The following is a 16,792-nucleotide window of genomic DNA, read 5'->3' as shown; positions in this document are numbered from 1 at the left end:
GCATGGCCGAACTGGACGTGGAGGCTGTCGAGAGCATCGACGACGAGGCCGTTCCGACGGGCGTCGACGCACCGGAGTACGTCCTCTACGGCGGCAAAGGAGGCGTGGGCAAGACGACGATGGCGGCGGCGACGGGGCTGGCGAGCGCCCGCGACGGCACGGCGACGCTGGTCGTCTCCACCGACCCCGCCCACTCCCTGTCGGACACCTTCGAGACCGACGTGCCGGCGGAGGCGACGCGCATCCGCGAGGACGTCCCGCTCTACGCGGCCGAGATCGACCCCGAAGCTGCACTGGAGGAGGGCGCTGGCGTGTTCGGCGAGGGCGGCGAGAACCCCCTCGGCAACTTCGGCGGCCTGTTCGGCGACGAGGACGACGGGCCGATGAACTCCCTGCTCGGCGGGGCGATGCCCGGCGCGGACGAGGCCGCGGCGATGCAGAAACTCGTCGAGTTCCTGGACGACGACCGCTTCGACCGCGTCGTCGTCGACACCGCACCGACCGGACACACGCTGCGGTTACTCGAACTCCCCGAGATAATGGACACGATGGTCGGACGCATCGCGGCGCTCCGCCAGCGGTTCCAGGGGCTGATGGACGGCATCTCCGGGATGTTCGGCGAGCGCGGCGACGACGAGGAGGGCGTCGACGACCTCGACGTGCTCCGCGAGCGCATCGAGCGCCTGCGCGCGACCCTCCGCGACCCCGGCAAGACCGACTTCCGGGTCGTCATGGTCCCCGAGGAGATGAGCGTCTTCGAGTCCCAGCGCCTGCTCACCCAGCTCACGGAGTTCGACATCCCCGTCGGCACCGTCGTCGTCAACAAGGTGATGGAGGACCTCGCGGACGTGACGCCGGCGGTCGACACCGACCAGTTCGTCACGCCCAACCTGGACACCTGCGAGTTCTGCCAGCAGCGCTGGGAGGTCCAGCAGTCGGCGTTGCACGAGGCACAGGACGTGTTCCGCGGCCACGACATCAAGCGCGTCCCGCTGTTCGCCGACGAGGTGCGCGGCGAGACGATGCTGCGCGTCGTCGCGGCGTGTCTCGAGTAGCTAGAACAGCGCTTCGCTTTCCGGCAGCACCTCTGCAGGACCGCCGACCTCCCAGGCCATCGTCTCGACGCCGCAGTCGGCGACGACGTTCTCGACGCGGTCGACGTACTCCGCGGTCGTGTTGACGTAGACGCTCGCGCCGGTGTCCGTCGAGAAGTAGACCGGAACGTCCTCCTCGTTGCGGAGACGGCGGACCGCGTTGAACACTTCCAGCGTGTCCGGCTGCCAGTACACCCAGCCCGCCGGCCCGGTCATCGTCGTCGCCGCCAGCGACAGCGAGTCGTGCTCGGCAGTCTCGAAGGTGCGGTCGAAGTCCCCCTCGCGGAGCGCGTCGCGCATCTCGACGAGCTGGTCCTGGACGTGCGCCATCCGGGCGTCGAACATGTGGCTGTCCGCCGCCTCGCGGTGGGCCTGCTCGGTCTCCTTGTAGGCCGGGACCAGGCCGGCGACGATGCGGACGTCGTCCTCCAGGGACGACTCGATGCGCTCGGAGCGGCAGTCGTGGTCGTTCAGCCCCATGTGCAGGTCGGAGAACCCGCCGGTCACGGCGCGAGCAGCGGACGACGACCCCCGGCGCGCGACGGTCGAGATCTCCGGCAGCGAGAGGTCGAGGTCGGCAGCCGCGACGAGCGCCATCGCCGCGGCGGCGAAGCCGGACGACGACGAGCCGAGTCCGACGTTCGAGGGGAAGCTGTTCTCGCTCTCCAGTCGAACGGGGTCGGCGGCGTGGTCGGCGTCCGCGAGCTCCCGGACGCGGGAGACGACGTTCGCGACGCGGTCGGCGCCGTGGCCGGACAGCTCCTCGCCGTCCACGACGTAGACGTCGCCGTCGAGGCTGGCGTCGAACTCGACGGTCGTCTTCGTGTGGCTCGGGGCGGTGCAGACGCTGATGCTGTCGTGATAGGGGTAGCGCTTCTCGTGGTCGCGCATCCCGTGGTACTTGACGAGTCCCTGGATGGGGTGGGCCTTCGCGGTCGCCTTCATACCGAAACGGGAACGGGAACGGACCTTAATATTGCTGGAATGCGGTTCGGGACGAGCCGGATGCGGACGGCGGAATCCGCCCGGTGACCCCCGTACGGACGCACCCGGTAGGTTTTAGGGGGCCCACCGGCAAACCCGGGTAGAATGGTTTCGCGGCTCGTGCTCGGCTGTGGCTCGGTCGGGCACGCCATCGTGGAGACGCTCGTCGAGCGACCGGGACGGCTGGTCGTCGTCGACGACAACGACAGTCGGGTGGAGACCCTGCGCGCCGAGAACGTCTCGGCGCGGAAGGGGGACCCGACGGACACGGACCTCCTCGAGAACCTCTCGCCCGACGTGGCGTTCGTCGGCGGCGACGACCCCGACGACAACCTCGCAGCGGCGCGTGCGCTGCGCCTGGTCCACCCCGACTCCTACCTCGTGACCTACGTCGGCGAGCACGCGTCCAGCGCCCACCGGACCTCCTTCGCCGACGTGGCGGACGACGTGGTCGCGCCGGGCGAGGCGGTCGCCGACCAGTTGGTGGAGACGACCGACAGCGAATCCGCGCTCCGGACCCGCCAGCTCCAGCGCGTCCTGCGTCGCATCGACGGGAAGCTCGGCATCTTCACGCACGACAACCCCGACCCGGACGCCATCGCCAGCGGCATCGCGCTCCAGCGCATCGCCGACGCCGTCGGCACGGAGGCCGAGGTCTGCTACTACGGCGACATCTCCCACCAGGAGAACCGGGCGTTCGTCAATCTGCTCGACCTCGAACTCCGCAACCTCGAACCGGACGCCGACCTCTCGGAGTTCGACGGTCTCGCCCTGGTCGACCACTCCGTGCCGGGCGTCAACGACCAGCTTCCCGAGGACACGCCCGTCGACATCGTCGTCGACCACCACCCGCCGAAGCTCCCGGTCGAAGCGGAGTTCATCGACCTCCGCAGCGCCGTCGGCGCGACGAGCACGCTCATGGCCGACCACTTCGAACACCTCGGCATCGAACCGTCCGAGTCCGTGGCGACCGGACTGCTGTACGGCATCCGCGTGGACACGAAGGACTTCAGTCGCGAGGTGTCGGTGTCGGACTTCGAGGCCGCCGCGTTCATCCTCCCTCACGCCGACACCGAGGTCCTCGACCGCGTCGAGGACCCCTCCATCAGTCCGGACACGCTCGAGACCATCGCCCGCGCCATCCGGAACCGACGACTCGACCGGACCGTGCTCGCCAGTTGCGTCGGCGCGCTCTCCGACCGCGACGCGCTGGCGCAGGCCGCTGACCGGCTGCTCGACATGGAGGACGTCACCACGACGCTCGTGTTCGGCTTCATCGACAGCACCGTCTACGTCTCCGCGCGCGCTCGTGGCACCGACGTGGACCTCGGGGAGACGGTGCGGGCCGCGTTCGGTCGCATCGGCAGCGCGGGCGGGCATGCCGACATGGCCGGGGCACAGATTCCGCTCGGACTGCTCGGCGAGGTCGAGGAGGAGGCCGAGGAGTCGCTGAGCGACATCGTCGGCGACCTCGTCACCGAACGCTTCTTCGAGACGATGCGCTCGCGACCGGAGGGCGACGAGTACGCGCCCGACTCCGACAGCATCGCGTCGTTCGACATCGAACTGGCCGGCAACGACGGCGATAGCCAGTAACGACGGCGAGAGTCAGCAACGACGGCGAGAGTCAGCAACGACGGCGACAGCCAGCAACGATAACGGGTGAGCGAGCCGCTCGGTCTGCGTCAGTCCACCAGGCGGCCGTGTTCGACCTTGATACAGCGGTCCTGGACGACCCGTTTCCCGGCGGCCTCGGCCCGCGCCGCGGCGTCGTCGTCGCGGATGCCCAGTTGCGTCCAGACGACCTCGACGTCGTCGCGCTCGACGGCCACGTCGACGATGCCGGCCACCTCGTCGCTCGGACGGAACACGTCCACGATGTCGACCGACTCGTCGACGTCGGCGAGCGAGTCGTACGCCGGCCGGTCGAAGACGGCGTCGGCGTTGGGGTTCACGGGCACGACGTCGTATCCGTTCCGGAGCAGGTACCTGGGAACCTCGTGGGCGTCCTTCCCCGGCGTCGACGAACAGCCGACGACCGCGACGGTGTCGAGACCGAGTATCGCCCGGAGTTCGGCGTCGCTCTCCACTGGCATGGTCGAACGCAGGCCGCGTGCGAGCAAAAGCGTGCTGCCTGTCGCAGGCCGTGCTGCCCGTCGCGAGTCAGATCGGCTGCCAGTCGGTCGACCCGTCGACCCCCTTCAGTCGGAGCTCGGACCCGTCGTCGGTCTCCCGGACCGCGACCTCGCCGTCGAACAGCTGGCGGAGCGTGCTCATCGTCTGGTCGTCGTGGGCCGTCGAGTCGATGACGTACAGGCCCAGGGCGTCCGCGCTCTGGACGCGCCCGGTGAACACGTGGAGGAACCGGAACACAGTCTGGAGGTCGGAGTACATCAGCAGCGTCGACAGCGAGTCGAAGAGGACGCGGTTCCTGCGAACGTCCTGCTCGTAGAACGACTCGAGGAACTCCGAGAGCTGGATACCGATGCCGGTCATGTCCACCGGCGAGGAGGCGTAGGTGACGTGGTCGCGGTCCCGCGGGTTCATCCCCTGCTGCTTGGAGACGCAGTCGACGACGCCGACGGCCGAGACCGGTCCGTCGGCCCGGTCGTCGAACTCGGAAAGGACGTCCTCGCCGTTGTCCTTGGTCGTGACGACGACCGAACCGTCGCCCTGGCGACGGCCGTGCGCGAGGACGTCGAAGGCGACGTCGCGCTTGCCGGTCATTGGCGGGCCCGCGACGAGCAGGTTCGTCCCCGGGTCGACCTCCGAACCCGAAAACGCGGTGCCGAGTTCATACATTGCCATTCCTCACAGGAAGGTGGCGAGCGAGAGTCCGCGGTCACGTTCGACCGCGGGTCTCGCCCGTGTCATCTGTGATAAAAATACGTCGTTCAGCTTATATTCTTTTTGATTGTGTGAGGTCGCCGAATCATAGCAGCGTCACCGCGCGACCGACGACGAACGCGACCGCCGCGAGGAACATCCCGTACTTCAGGTGGGACTGACCCGCCGACGGGTCGTCGAAGCTCTCGTAGGCCGCGTACAGCATCACCGCGTCGGCGGGCGCCACCGCCGCGAGGTACGCCACGCCGAACGTCGTCCAGAGGTACGGCAACGGACTGGCCAGCACGGCCGCGACGAGCAGGACCGCACCCGCGACGAGCGCCGGGCGCGCCCCGACGGCGAGCGGCAGCGTGTTCAGCCCTTCCTCGCGGTCGCCCTCCATGTCCTCGACGTCCTTGATGATCTCGCGGGTGAGCGTCGACAGCGCCGCCAGCGCGAACAGGACGCCCGACTCCGCGACGCTGCCGACCGCCGCGCCGCCGAACAGGAACGTGCTCCCGCCGAGGCAGGCGACGACGGCGTTACCCACTCCCGGGAGACCCTTGAACCACTCCGTGTACGCGATCAGCGCGAGGAGGTTGACGGCGGCGATCGCGATAGCCAGCGGCGGCAGGGTCAGCGTCGCCGCCATCGCCCCGGCGAACAGCGCCGCACTGAACAAGAGCGCACCTCGCGGCGACACGGCACCGCGCGGGATCGGCCGGTCCGGGTCGTTGATGGCGTCGATCTCGCGGTCGAAGTAGTCGTTGATGGCGTTCCCGGCGGCGGTCGCGAACCACGTCGCGACGATGGCGGCCGCGACGTTGACCACCGGGTCGGCCACGGTGGCGTCGCCGATGCCGGCGACGAACGCGCCGATGAAGGTGAGCACGCCGGCCGCGAACGCGTTCCCGGGCCGCGTGAGTTCCCACAGCCCCGTGACGCGTCCGTCGTTCATATCCCCGGTTCTCGGGGGACTCCGTATAAATGAACTGGATGTGTCGCGTCCCGGGAGAAATCATGGTGTTTAAAACGGCCCGCGAAGTACGTTGTAGCGAGGGCGCTTAGCTCAGTCTGGACAGAGTACTTGGCTTCGGACCAAGCTGTCGCGGGTTCAAATCCTGCAGCGCCCATGATTTTGCGAGGAACGGACGTGACGAGCAAATCACGTCCGCGAAGGATTTGAACGCGACGAGTCGCAGCGCCGAGCGGAGCGAGGCGACCGTCTCGTCGCGGTTCACGATCCTGCAGCGCCCGTCTTTTCGAGGGGCGTAATCGCAGGAGCTCACCGGGCCGATCCCAGCCCGAACGCAGTACCATTGCTTGCGTTCGATGGCCGAACGGCGGAGTGGTTCCACCGGGATTCGCGTCCAGCCGAACGGGTCTACTGTTAGAAGATCGGTAGCGGTTTGCTCGGAAGCCGACAGAGACCGTCCGGACGAGACGTCGGACAACGTCTCGCCCTGAAACCGGACCGCTGTGCTGGATCCGATGAGGTTCCGGAGATACTGCGTTCCGGGATTCCCACTGGAGACCGAGTGGTTGCGGATCGTTCCTCGGTCGAACCGCTGAATCCATCCGACGTTTGGTTGGATCTGCCGCAGCAGGTTGCCTGCAGACTTTTCCCGTTTGGCGGTCTGATAGTCAGTAACGACACAGACCACGGAGGATGGGGCGTCTCTCGGGAGCGTGTTCAGTTCCACCGGTGCCTCGTCGTCAGACTGTAGCCCGCGACAGGTCGGAGTTGCACAGGGTCGGAGAAAGAACGGAACCGTCTGCAGTGTCTCCCAACAGAAGCCTTTCGACAGCATGACTCACCCCGATCTGGACGCGACTCGCTCGGAACCCTGGCACGCGACGCCGACTGACGAAGTCTTCTCGGCATTAGCGGCCGACGAGAGTGGACTATCGTCCGACGAAGCAGAGCGTCGGCTTTCGAAGTGCGGTGCGAATGACATCCACGAAGCTGAACGAACGTCGATACTCGATCTGCTCGTCTCGCAGTTCCGTGACCCGCTCATCTATCTCCTCGTCGTGGCGGCGCTCCTGTCACTCGGTGTCGGGGTCATCCCTGGCGGCCACCCAAACTACACCGAGGCAGCGTTCATCGCCCTCATCATCGGTGCCAACGGGTTGTTCGGATTCGTCCAGGATTACCAGGCCACCCGGTCTATCGAGGCGCTTCGTGAGCTCGCGAGCCCGGACACGGCCGTGCTACGCGACGGACAGAGACAGGTCGTCGATGCCGAACAGGTCGTCCCCGGAGACGTCGTGTACCTCGAACAGGGGGACGCGGTTCCGGCCGACGCCCGAGTCCTGGACGCCGACGAGTTGCGGACGAACGAGTCCCCACTCACCGGGGAGAGCGCGCCCGTCAGGAAGGTGCCCGGGACCGTAGACGAAGATACGCCACTGGCCGAGCGCCGCAACGTGGTGTACAAGAACACGACCGTCGTGAAAGGCCGGGGCAGAGCAATCGTCGTCGAGACCGGCATGGAGACGGAGGTCGGTGGGATCGCCACCCAGCTGGACGAGGCTGACCACCGACAGACGCCGTTCCAGACGGAAGTCGAACACCTCGGAAAGCAGATCGGGGGGCTCGTCGTTTCGCTGATCGTTCTGGTCGTCGCTGTCCAGTTCCTGTTCACGGCGACGGAGCCGGTTTCGATTCTCCTCGTCGGTATCACCCTCGCCGTCGCAGGCGTACCGGAGGGGCTCCCCGCAGTCGTGACGTTCACGCTGGCGCTGGGCGCACGGGAGATGGTCGAGCGGAACGCGCTGGTCAGGCGGCTTCCGGTCGTCGAGAGCCTCGGCTCGGTCGACGTTATCGTCACCGACAAGACGGGCACGGTCACGGAAAACCGGATGACGGTGACGAGGCTCTACGCTCCGGGGTCCGTCGTCGACCTGTCCGAGCCGCCCTCGAACGCGGCGAACGGCGGCGGTGGTGGCGAGCAGGTCGTTGCTGACGGCGACCGAACGGATGGGCCAGACCTCGCTCCGCTGTTGCGATGTGGTTCCCTCTGCAACAACGTCGACCGGACGGACGACGAGTATCTGGGTGAGCCGACCGAGATCGCGCTTCGGCGGGTGGCGGACGAAGCGGGGATCGACCCGGCCGCGGAACGGCTCTGGGAGATCCAGTTCTCCTCGGAGCGAAAGCGGATGACCGTGATCGTCGACGACGAGGAGCCGACGGCCTATATGAAGGGGGCACCCGAAACCGTTCTGGATCGGTGTGACTCGCTCCTCGAAGACGGCGACGTGCGCGAACTCACCGACGAGAAGCGCGAGGAGATCCTCGACCAGACGAGGACGTTCGCAGCGGACGCGCTCCGGGTGCTGGGATTCGCGTCGAAGGTCGTCGACGACCCCTCGGCTGACGCGGATCGGATCGAGGAGGAGATGGTGTTTCTCGGCCTGCAAGGGATGCTCGATCCACCCAGAGCGGAAGTCGAGGAGGCGATCGCTGACTGCCGGTCGGCTGGCATCCGGACTGTGCTGACGACGGGTGACAACCTCGACACGGCCACGGCCGTCGGCGAACAGATCGGGATCGACCCCGATGGTGCACTCACCGGTAGTGACGTCACCGACCAGTCCGCCGACGAGCTGGGTCGAACTATCGAAGACGTCGACGTGTTCGCTCGAGTGACGCCGGAGCACAAGGTCCACATCCTGAACGCGCTCCAGGACGAGGGACACACCGTCGTGATGACTGGCGATGGCGTCAACGACGCACCGGCACTCACGCAGGCCGACGTCGGGGTGGCGATGGGACAGCGCGGCACCGACGTCGCTCGGCAGGCGTCCGATATGATTCTACGGGACGACAACTTCGCCACGATTCGCGACGCTGTTCAGGAGGGGCGGGGAATCTTCGAGAACGTACGCAAGTTCGTCAACTACCTCGTCTCGACCAACACCGGCGAGGTGTTAGTGGTGTTTCTCGGCGTGTTGCTCGGGAGTCTGCTCTTCCCAGCACAGTTCTCGGAGACGTCGCAGGCGTTGATCTTGACGCCGATCCTGATCCTCTGGATCAATCTCGTCGCGGATACGCTTCCCGCGCTCGCGCTGGGAGCCGACCCACACGCAGCGGGGCTCATGGACCGACCCCCGCGACCTCCGGACGAAGGAGTCATCGACACCCGCGTGCTCGTTTCGATACTGACGATCGCTATCCTGTTAGCAGCGACCGGCCTGGGTGTCTTCTTTTACGCCCTCGACCGCACGGGGTCGCTCCTCCGCGCGCAGTCGCTGCTGTTCACGTTCGTCGTGGTCGTCGAGTTGATCCGAATCCAGGTCATCCGCTCGCGGTACGACCAGCCGCTTCGCTCGAATCCGTGGCTCGTCGGTGCCATCGGTGTGTCGCTTCTCGTTCACCTCGCAGTCCTGTATTCACCGCTTCACGACTTCTTCCAGGTCGTTCCCCTCACCCTCCTCGAGTGGGGATGGATCGCCGTCGGGTTCGTCGTGTTTCTTCTGCTCAACGTGGTCGTATCCGCGCTGAATAGCCGGATCTTCGAATCGCGGACGTCGGAGTAGCTGCGGCCACGGCGACGGTCCGGCATCCGATATCGAGTTCCTCACCGCCCTCCAAGCGTCCGCGAGAAAGACGCTGTCCGTCGACGTGAGGGTGGGACCAGCGACCGGAGGAAGCTACGGGCAAACGGGAGCATCGTCCCCGACCTCCGAGACGTGTCGTGAACCTCCCGGTCCATCCCGGATACGGATGGTCGCCTCGTGCTCAGACAACGGGACCGATGCGGCGAGGTCACGACCAGTTCACTGCCTTTGTCAGGCACGAGGCCCCAGACGGTATCGTGAGCAGTACGACCGACTCCACGGGCAGGACCGTTCCGCCAGACGTCGTAGAGGGGGCAGAGAGCGGGCTTCGCGTCGGCATCGCTGCAGTCTTCGTCGAGGGGATACGGCGACGGGACCCAGGTGCGATCGTGAATGCTGTCGTCGCCCTCGGTGCAACGTACCTGCCGGCCATCCTGGAGCGGCAGTGCACCGTCGAGTTCCGGCCGTGGCAGCGCATCTACGTGCAGACGGCGATGGTGACGCACGCCGTCGGGATGCTCGGACCGTACGACGACGTCTGGTGGTGGGACCATCTCACACACGTGCACTCGGCGACGCTCCTCGGTGGACTGATCCACGTGATCTCACGACGGCTGGACGTCGACCCGCGACCGCGCGTGCTCGTCGGCGTCGCTACCATGGGCGTCCTCTGGGAACTCGTGGAGTACGTCGCTCACGCCGCCTCGCGCCAGGTCGGGCTCGAACCGGTGCTCGTATCCTACGGCAAGATGGACACCGCTCTCGACCTCGTCTTCAACATCGTCGGCGCAGTCCTCGTCCTCGCATTCGGCGATACCCTTCTCGGGAATCTCATCCGCCACGGCGACGAGTGATCGGATCACGGAACGTGGCGGACACGAATCCAGGGAACCACCGCAATCTGACGCCGTCGTATCGTCTTCCTCGTCGTGTCGGGGCGCTGGACGACAGACTTCGCCAGGTCCCATTCAGCACGGGTCGGCGCACGTCGAAGTGGCGGTCGTCGGACGAACATCGCTGGCGAAGGGGTGAACGACCGTCTCGAATCCCGCTCTCGGGGGCTAGCGACGGAGTCGCACTACATCGGAGCGCGCCACTCAGGTCGTCTCCTCCTCCGGGGGCTGATAGCCGTGGCGTGCGAGCTGAAAGACGTTGACCATCCGGAGGGTCCCGTGGACACCGAGACACGATCCGAAGGCGATCGTCCCCAGCTTCCCGCCCGACCCGCCGACGAACGGCGTCGTGTACACGACGACCAGCCCGACGCCGATCCCGGTCGTTCCGATCCACCACTCGTTCGGGATTCGTATGGGGGTCGTCATCCCGGCGAACGAAGCGGAGTAAACGGCCGCGGCGAGGAGTTCCCCCGAGGCGTCGAAGTACACCGGAAGCAGGAGCCCGCCGGCTACACCCACGAGTCCGGAGGCCAGGACCGGGCTAGCGGCCGAGCGAGTGTGGACCGTGAAGGTGGCGATGGCACCCACGGCTGCGAACCCGACCACGGGGAGGAGCACCGCCTGGCCGGGGATGGGACCGCTCTGGAAGGGGCTGGCGGTCGGCACCACGACCAGCAACACCCCGACGAACGCGGTCGTTCCCAGCTTTCCGCCCAGGCCGCGGAACACCGGATGAGCGACTGTGAACAGCAGGCCTGCCAGCACTGCGGCGAGCGTGGCGTACCAGTACGACCCGAACAGCTCCAGAGACGTCATCCCGACGAACGCTCCGCAGTACGCCGGGACGGCCAGGCTCCGGACGACGACGGCTGCGATGACGCCGACCACGCTGGCCGCTACGATCGGGGAGACCACAAGCTCCGCGACGCCAGCGAAGGTGAGCACCGTCCCGCCAACGACAGCCAACAGGTTCCGATGGCCCTCGCCGATAGCGACTTTCCCTTCGTCGATAACGCGACGCAGTTCCCCCCATTCGTATCGGATCCCCACCCCGATAGCGAGGGTGCCAGCGAGTAGAACCGGACTGAGTGACGCGAGCCCCGCCGGGAGGAAGGCCCCCAGCACGCCGAGGCCGAAGAGAACGAGCGGTGCCACCGCCAGGAGGAGAAATCCCACGACCACTGGCGGCCAGGGGAGTGCCCGTCCGGGTGTGTTCCAGCGTGTCATACGTCTTCCAGTGGAACTGCTAGGGCAGCGTCGGCCATCAAACCCGCTCCCGCTCTCGTCGCCGTTCTCCGCCTCGCGACTGTGATCGATACTCCGCCCCGACGGTGTCCGAACGTGAGGAACGGTGTGCACTGCTGTCTTCACGAATCCTCCGACACTGTGAGTCCGCGCCCGGGTCCAGCGTGCAGCACCCGGTTCCAGTGTGCACCGTGTCACGCTCGCCCGTTGGCAGGACGACTACCCGCTAGTACGGGCGTCGCCCGACCACGAAGTGACGGTTGCTCCTCCGGACTGGGACCACTCGCCGGCATCCCACCAGTGGGAGCCGTGGGTTGCGTCCTCGTCGGAGTCCCAGTGACACACATCCCGTGCGGTCACGTGTTCCCAACCCATGGCACACAAGAACGTAGTACGAGGGCCGCCAAGAACCCGGTATGTACGAACGTGTTCTCATCCCGACCGACGGTAGTCGATCTGCAGAAGGCGCCGCTCGCCACGGGATCGTGATCGCAGCGGCGTTCGACGCGTCCGTCCACCTCATCAGCGTCGTTGCCGATCGAGAACGCGGTGAACGACTTGCGGAAGAACAGGCTCGAGACGCCGTCTCCACGCTCGAAGAACTCGTCGAGCAGGAGTCAGACCTTTCCTGCCAGACAGTCGTCGAGTACGGGAGTCCGCACGAAGCGGTCCTTTCCTATGCGTCAGAGAACGATACGGATCTCATCGTACTGGGGACTCACGGGCGACGCGGGCTCGGTCGTGTCCTCCTCGGAAGTGTCACCCAACGCGTGGTTCGGTTGAGCAACGAGCCTGTGGTAGCAGTCCCACCGCAGGCAATCGGCCGTGAGAGTGGGGGATACGACAGAATCCTCGTTCCGACGGACGGGAGTCCTGCTGCAACTGCCGCGGTCGATCACGGGCTAGCCATCGCGGAACGGTCGGGTGCCTCGGTGCGCGTGCTCAACGTGATCGAAGGTGAGACGAGACTTCCACCGCTCGGCGATTCGCTGCGTGACGACGCGGTCGAGGTGGTCGACGCAGTCGCAGAGCGGGCATCGGAACGCGAAGTCGCCCTGACCACCCACGTGCAACCGGGGAATCCCCACGCAGTGATCAACGATTTCGTCAGTGCTTACGGGATCGACCTCGTGACCATGGGGACGCACGGCCGCTCGGGGTTACGCCGGCATCTACTCGGAAGCGTCGCGGGGAGGGTCTTGCGCACGAGCGATGCGCCCGTACTCACCGTGCGACAGGACGCCGGATGAAAGTCGTCTACTGTCACGGTGCGTAGCTAGAGCGGTTTCGATCGGTCAGTCATTCAGTCCCTTTCGCGACGTCCATAGAGTCCGGTAGCAATCGAAGGCAACGTCTCATCGGAGTGCCTTGATATCGTCAGCTAGCGTGTAGTAGTCCGATTCCGTTCGGTGTTCGAGTTCCGTCAGCGGTCGCTCCCGTAGTTCCGCAGCCGTGAGGTCGCCCGCCGCGAGTGCCTCGATGTGTTCCACCAGTTGCTCGCCAGCGAAGATTCCGGGAACGTTGACGTACATCAGGGGCTACCGCTCGGAGATGCTGCGCTTCTTGCCCGACCCGGACGCGACGGCGACGTTTCGAGCCGTTCCGGAAGCGCCCGTGATGGCGTCCTCCCCCGCCCGAAGGCGGTGGACTCGCCCCGAGGAAAGATACGCTTCCGTAGCTACCGGTTCACTCCGACCGTCGAACTGTCATCACGGGGACGGGTGACGTGCGCACGCTCTTCTCGGCGACGCTCCCCAGGAGGTATCGCTCGATGCCACTGCTGCCCCTGGTGCCCATCACGACGAGGTCGACGTCGTGCTCTTCGACGTAGGAACGGATCCCGCGATAGGGGTCCCCGTGTTCGACCGCGGTGTCGACCGCGGAAACGGACGCATCGGTCGCTCGCTCCTCGACGGTGTCGACCGCCGATCGGGCCGATTCTTCGAGTGCGTCGAGGAGTGTACGGGAACGGACGTCGACTCCCATCGCCATCGTATCGATGACCGAGAGGGCGTGGAGGCGAGCGTCGTAAGTGCTCGCAACGTCGACGGCAGGGCCGATAGCGGCCTCGGCTCCCGCACTTCCGTCGGTCGGCACCAGGACGTCGGTGTAGGGGTACCTGACGTCACCGTCGTCTTCTGCTTTCACCGTCAACACCGGGACGTCCGACAGCCGGACGACCTTTTCGGTGACGCTCCCGAGCAGGTACCGCTCGACGCCGGTGCGGCCGTGCGTCCCCATGACGACGAGATCGATGTCCTGTTCGGTCGCGTACTGCAGAATCGCTCTGTGTGGGACGTCAGTGCGGACGGCCTGTTCCACCGGGATGTCACTCACGGAGAGGTCGTTGCAGGTTCTCTCCGCGAGTTCCGCGCGTTCTTGCTTGATCTGGTCGTGCTGTGGGGCGTTTTCGATCGTCCTGGAATCGGCCACGCACAGGGCGTGTACGCGTGCGTCGTACCGCGTCGCCAGATCTTCGGCATAACCGACAGCCGCCTGTGCACAGTCGCTTCCGTCAGTCGGGACGAGGATGTCGTCGAACATCGGCAGGTAGTAGCGAGTTCGTCCGGGAGCCACATCAAGGATGGGAACAGGTCACGCAGGCCATCGCGTCGAACCGAAAGTGTCGACATTTATCGATGTATTAGACTAAATAATACTTAACAGATAGGACCTGCATTAAATACTGCATGGGTTTAGAGCAATACCTGACGCGGCGTGAGTTCAGCGCGTTCGCGGCTGCCGCCGCACTACTCCCAGGATACGCGAGCGGGGACGATGCGTTCGACGAAGGAGGCGAAACCGACCCCGAGCTGGACGCCGACGCGACCGCGACCAGATCAGAGAACCCGCCCACCAAGAGCATCGGCATCTACGTCGGCAGCGACCTGACCGACGACGGATCGACCATGCTGGGCGGGTTCGGACACGAACAATCGAGCCACTGGATCGACATCGTCCCGCGCCAGCAGTTCCCCGAGGACGCCACGACCACTGTCGGCATCACAGAGAACGCCGACATTCCCGGCGAACCGATCGAGATTCCACAGGTCGAGGAGACCAACAAGTACATCTCCTCGTTCTACTCGGAGTGGGCCGGCTTCCCGCCGCCGCTGACCAACGGCGGGCTGAACGAGCACGGTCTGGCCGCGCGGGACATCTGGTCGCCCTCGCGCGAGGAACTCGTGACGATGGCCAGGGAGGCGGCTCCCCTGCGCGGCCCGCAGTATTCGGATCTGGCGCAAGCGGCGATGGAGCGCGCTTCGTCCGCCAGGGAGGCCGTCGAGGTTGTCGGCGGGCTGATGGACCGACACGGGTACTCGACCTACGGTGGTAACTCGCACCTGTTCGCCGACGAGGACGAGGGCTGGGTGTTCATCAATTTCGCCCATCCCGAGGGGGACCTGTGGGCCGCAGAGCGTCTCGGCTCGGACGAGGTACGGGTGTCGTATTTCGGTTACATCCTCGACTTCCCGGTCGACCACGAGGACGACCCCGACTTCATGGCCTCCGACGAGCTGGTGAGCTTCGCCGAGAAGCAGGGGTGGTGGGACGGCAACGGCGACACCCTCAACCTGCTCGACGTGTACGGTGTCGGCGAGTTCCCCGCCGAGAAACCGGTCGAGGAGTACTTCTACCCCGAGTTCTTCCAGGGCGCTCGTAACCCGTTGAAGCTCGAACGGGAGGTCGAGAACCTGGCCCCCGTGAGCCTCGAGGACATGCTCGCGCTGGTCCGGGACCCTCGCTGGTCGACCGACTTTGCCGGCTACGGCCAGGTCGCTCACGTCCGCCCGGACACGCACGCGGAACTGCAGACGCTGTGGACCGCGGTGACGAGCGCGGTCACCACTCCATTCGTGCCGATCCCGATCGCCGCTGAGGAGGTCCCCCCGGAGTTCCGCCAGCATCGCTACATGACGAAAGACTCCGCGTCCAACTTCCTGGACCGCGGCTGGGCGTTCCAGGAAGCCACGCGCTACGCGACTCGAGAGTTCAAGCGGCTGCTGTACTTCACCGGCGAGCGACCGCGCGAGTTCTACCCGGAAGTGACTGGCGCGATCGAGGGCTTCGAACAGGAACTGCTCGCCGAGCGCGAAGCGATCGAACAGCAGGCGCGAGAACGCTTCGAGGCCGGCGACGACCAGGCCGCCCGCGACCTGATCACTGACAACGTCGAGCACCGGCTGCTGGACAGTCTGCAACTCGGCATGCGCCTCACCGAAGCGGTCGAGGCAGAGATCCGCGATTGCGTCGGGTTCCGTGAGCCCGAGGGTCACGACATGCCGGGCGAGACCACTCCGCCCGCAAGTCAGGCCATGGCCCGGGCGGACTGGGGTTCCATGGTGCATTGCTACGACGACGATCTGCACGACGACCTTCCGCGAGAGCACGGCGCGTACACCGACGACCCGCCCGGTGAACCGCCCATCACACCGGGAGCGTCAGGCGAGGGTGCCGACGGGGAAGGCTCGGTCCGAGTACACAGGCCTGGAGCGAGTGACTGCGCAGGTTCGGACGCGTCCCGATAGGCCATCGTCGATGCCGTCGGTGGGACGACTCCTATCGCAAGGAGCCGTCCGACGGTTCTGGAAAGCAATCGACGAGCGCGCTGGCACGGGATGCGGTCATCGTGCCCGGAATCGTCTCCGAAGCGTTCTCCACGTAGCGAACGTGAGGCCAGTCCGACCCGACGAAGCGATTCGAGCTGTAGCGCGTCCAGCGCCCCGCCCGGTGGACGACGAGTCGTCAGACGGCGCCACCGACGGGCGCGGGGGATACCGATACGAGGTGGGACCGTCGAGCGCCGGTCAGGGGTGTGTCGGACGGGGCATACGGAGCGACTGCGACCTGGTTGCGCGGGGATCGGCCCATAAATTTGTGTGGGACGAAACCGATTTGGGGCCCATGCCACACGCGGACCCGCGAGACGAACTGTTACAGCAACTGAACGAGATGCAGGCGGTCGAGGGAATCGACGCCGAGACACGGAACCTGATCGGGATCCTCAGCGAGACCATCGTCGCCTACAGCGAAGAGATCGACGACCTCCAGCAGCGCGTTGCAGAACTGGAGGACGCCACCGAGACGGACGAACGGCGAGCCCGGGCGTGGTATTCGGAGCGTTGAGGTCACGCTTTGGTCGCAGAACGGAGTTCCGCGCGTACGGAGCGAGGGGCGAAT

The 16,792-nt window shown here is 66.1% G+C and carries 14 protein-coding genes and 1 tRNA gene; 8 read left to right on the top strand and 7 right to left on the bottom strand.

The genetic code is table 11. The features are described 5' to 3' along the window. Positions 1–2: 2 nt before the first annotated feature. The gene (locus NKT36_RS13820) at positions 3–1,055 is read left to right on the top strand and encodes an ArsA family ATPase (protein ID WP_327051637.1); all 1,053 of its coding nucleotides are present in this window, start codon (positions 3–5) and stop codon (positions 1,053–1,055) included. Here NKT36_RS13820 and mvaD read toward each other — a convergent pair whose 3' ends face one another. Next, positions 1,056–2,039, bottom strand: coding sequence for a phosphomevalonate decarboxylase MvaD (mvaD, locus tag NKT36_RS13815; protein WP_327051636.1), 984 nt, complete (start codon positions 2,037–2,039; stop codon positions 1,056–1,058). A 144-nt stretch (positions 2,040–2,183) separates the two neighbouring features. Here mvaD and NKT36_RS13810 point away from each other — a divergent pair, with 144 nt between their 5' ends. After that, positions 2,184–3,674 carry a DHH family phosphoesterase gene (locus tag NKT36_RS13810; protein ID WP_327051635.1) on the top strand — a complete coding sequence of 497 codons (1,491 nt, stop codon included), beginning with the start codon at positions 2,184–2,186 and terminating at the stop codon, positions 3,672–3,674. A gap of 89 nt (positions 3,675–3,763) precedes the next feature. Here the strand turns inward: NKT36_RS13810 and NKT36_RS13805 are convergent, their stop codons facing one another. From NKT36_RS13805 to NKT36_RS13795, 3 genes are all read right to left on the bottom strand, one after another. Next, positions 3,764–4,174, bottom strand: coding sequence for a CoA-binding protein (locus NKT36_RS13805; RefSeq protein WP_327051634.1), 411 nt, complete (start codon positions 4,172–4,174; stop codon positions 3,764–3,766). Positions 4,175–4,241: 67 nt separating this feature from the next. Beyond that, on the bottom strand, positions 4,242–4,880 hold the full coding sequence (locus NKT36_RS13800) for an RAD55 family ATPase (protein WP_327051633.1): 639 nt from the start codon (positions 4,878–4,880) through the stop codon (positions 4,242–4,244). 130 nt (positions 4,881–5,010) lie between these two features. After that, positions 5,011–5,862 (bottom strand): geranylgeranylglycerol-phosphate geranylgeranyltransferase, encoded by an 852-nt coding sequence (locus NKT36_RS13795; RefSeq protein ID WP_327051632.1) that lies wholly within the window; start codon positions 5,860–5,862, stop codon positions 5,011–5,013. A 100-nt stretch (positions 5,863–5,962) separates the two neighbouring features. Between NKT36_RS13795 and NKT36_RS13790 the strand changes: the two genes are divergently transcribed. From NKT36_RS13790 to NKT36_RS13780, 3 genes are all read left to right on the top strand, one after another. Further along, positions 5,963–6,037, top strand: a tRNA-Arg gene (locus NKT36_RS13790). Positions 6,038–6,713: 676 nt separating this feature from the next. Then, complete coding sequence (locus tag NKT36_RS13785; RefSeq protein ID WP_327051631.1) at positions 6,714–9,449, top strand: cation-translocating P-type ATPase; 2,736 nt, start codon at positions 6,714–6,716, stop codon at positions 9,447–9,449. Positions 9,450–9,667: 218 nt separating this feature from the next. Further along, positions 9,668–10,324: a hypothetical protein gene (locus NKT36_RS13780; RefSeq protein ID WP_407652216.1), complete on the top strand. Its 657-nt coding sequence runs from the start codon at positions 9,668–9,670 to the stop codon at positions 10,322–10,324. A gap of 243 nt (positions 10,325–10,567) precedes the next feature. Here NKT36_RS13780 and NKT36_RS13775 read toward each other — a convergent pair whose 3' ends face one another. Then, positions 10,568–11,593 (bottom strand): hypothetical protein, encoded by a 1,026-nt coding sequence (locus NKT36_RS13775; protein WP_327051629.1) that lies wholly within the window; start codon positions 11,591–11,593, stop codon positions 10,568–10,570. A 434-nt stretch (positions 11,594–12,027) separates the two neighbouring features. Here NKT36_RS13775 and NKT36_RS13770 point away from each other — a divergent pair, with 434 nt between their 5' ends. Then, on the top strand, positions 12,028–12,861 hold the full coding sequence (locus tag NKT36_RS13770) for a universal stress protein (protein WP_327051628.1): 834 nt from the start codon (positions 12,028–12,030) through the stop codon (positions 12,859–12,861). Positions 12,862–12,966: 105 nt separating this feature from the next. On the opposite strand, the gene NKT36_RS13765 is transcribed toward NKT36_RS13770, so the two are convergent. Together NKT36_RS13765 and NKT36_RS13760 are read right to left on the bottom strand one after the other, a co-directional pair. Continuing rightward, positions 12,967–13,143: a hypothetical protein gene (locus NKT36_RS13765; RefSeq protein ID WP_327051627.1), complete on the bottom strand. Its 177-nt coding sequence runs from the start codon at positions 13,141–13,143 to the stop codon at positions 12,967–12,969. A gap of 154 nt (positions 13,144–13,297) precedes the next feature. Continuing rightward, on the bottom strand, positions 13,298–14,155 hold the full coding sequence (locus tag NKT36_RS13760) for a universal stress protein (RefSeq protein WP_327051626.1): 858 nt from the start codon (positions 14,153–14,155) through the stop codon (positions 13,298–13,300). Between the two features lie 146 nt (positions 14,156–14,301). Between NKT36_RS13760 and NKT36_RS13755 the strand changes: the two genes are divergently transcribed. Both NKT36_RS13755 and NKT36_RS13750 read left to right on the top strand, forming a co-directional pair. Next, positions 14,302–16,140 carry a C69 family dipeptidase gene (locus NKT36_RS13755; protein WP_327051625.1) on the top strand — a complete coding sequence of 613 codons (1,839 nt, stop codon included), beginning with the start codon at positions 14,302–14,304 and terminating at the stop codon, positions 16,138–16,140. Between the two features lie 376 nt (positions 16,141–16,516). Further along, positions 16,517–16,738 carry a hypothetical protein gene (locus NKT36_RS13750; RefSeq protein WP_327051624.1) on the top strand — a complete coding sequence of 74 codons (222 nt, stop codon included), beginning with the start codon at positions 16,517–16,519 and terminating at the stop codon, positions 16,736–16,738. Positions 16,739–16,792: the final 54 nt, after the last annotated feature.

The organism is Halomicrococcus gelatinilyticus (assembly GCA_024227995.1).
In the GTDB taxonomy this organism is placed as follows: domain Archaea; phylum Halobacteriota; class Halobacteria; order Halobacteriales; family Haladaptataceae; genus Halomicrococcus; species Halomicrococcus gelatinilyticus.
Note: the sequence above shows the minus strand (reverse complement) of the source record. Positions and strands in the feature narration are given on the sequence as shown.

Coding starts and splice junctions, on each gene's coding strand:
- NKT36_RS13820 (WP_327051637.1), top strand. CDS start 3: ATGGCCGAACTGGACGTGGAGGCTGTCGAGAGCATCGACGACGAGGCC.
- mvaD (WP_327051636.1), bottom strand. CDS start 2,039: ATGAAGGCGACCGCGAAGGCCCACCCCATCCAGGGACTCGTCAAGTAC.
- NKT36_RS13810 (WP_327051635.1), top strand. CDS start 2,184: ATGGTTTCGCGGCTCGTGCTCGGCTGTGGCTCGGTCGGGCACGCCATC.
- NKT36_RS13805 (WP_327051634.1), bottom strand. CDS start 4,174: ATGCCAGTGGAGAGCGACGCCGAACTCCGGGCGATACTCGGTCTCGAC.
- NKT36_RS13800 (WP_327051633.1), bottom strand. CDS start 4,880: ATGTATGAACTCGGCACCGCGTTTTCGGGTTCGGAGGTCGACCCGGGG.
- NKT36_RS13795 (WP_327051632.1), bottom strand. CDS start 5,862: ATGAACGACGGACGCGTCACGGGGCTGTGGGAACTCACGCGGCCCGGG.
- NKT36_RS13785 (WP_327051631.1), top strand. CDS start 6,714: ATGACTCACCCCGATCTGGACGCGACTCGCTCGGAACCCTGGCACGCG.
- NKT36_RS13780 (WP_407652216.1), top strand. CDS start 9,668: ATGCGGCGAGGTCACGACCAGTTCACTGCCTTTGTCAGGCACGAGGCC.
- NKT36_RS13775 (WP_327051629.1), bottom strand. CDS start 11,593: ATGACACGCTGGAACACACCCGGACGGGCACTCCCCTGGCCGCCAGTG.
- NKT36_RS13770 (WP_327051628.1), top strand. CDS start 12,028: ATGTACGAACGTGTTCTCATCCCGACCGACGGTAGTCGATCTGCAGAA.
- NKT36_RS13765 (WP_327051627.1), bottom strand. CDS start 13,143: ATGTACGTCAACGTTCCCGGAATCTTCGCTGGCGAGCAACTGGTGGAA.
- NKT36_RS13760 (WP_327051626.1), bottom strand. CDS start 14,155: ATGTTCGACGACATCCTCGTCCCGACTGACGGAAGCGACTGTGCACAG.
- NKT36_RS13755 (WP_327051625.1), top strand. CDS start 14,302: ATGGGTTTAGAGCAATACCTGACGCGGCGTGAGTTCAGCGCGTTCGCG.
- NKT36_RS13750 (WP_327051624.1), top strand. CDS start 16,517: ATGCCACACGCGGACCCGCGAGACGAACTGTTACAGCAACTGAACGAG.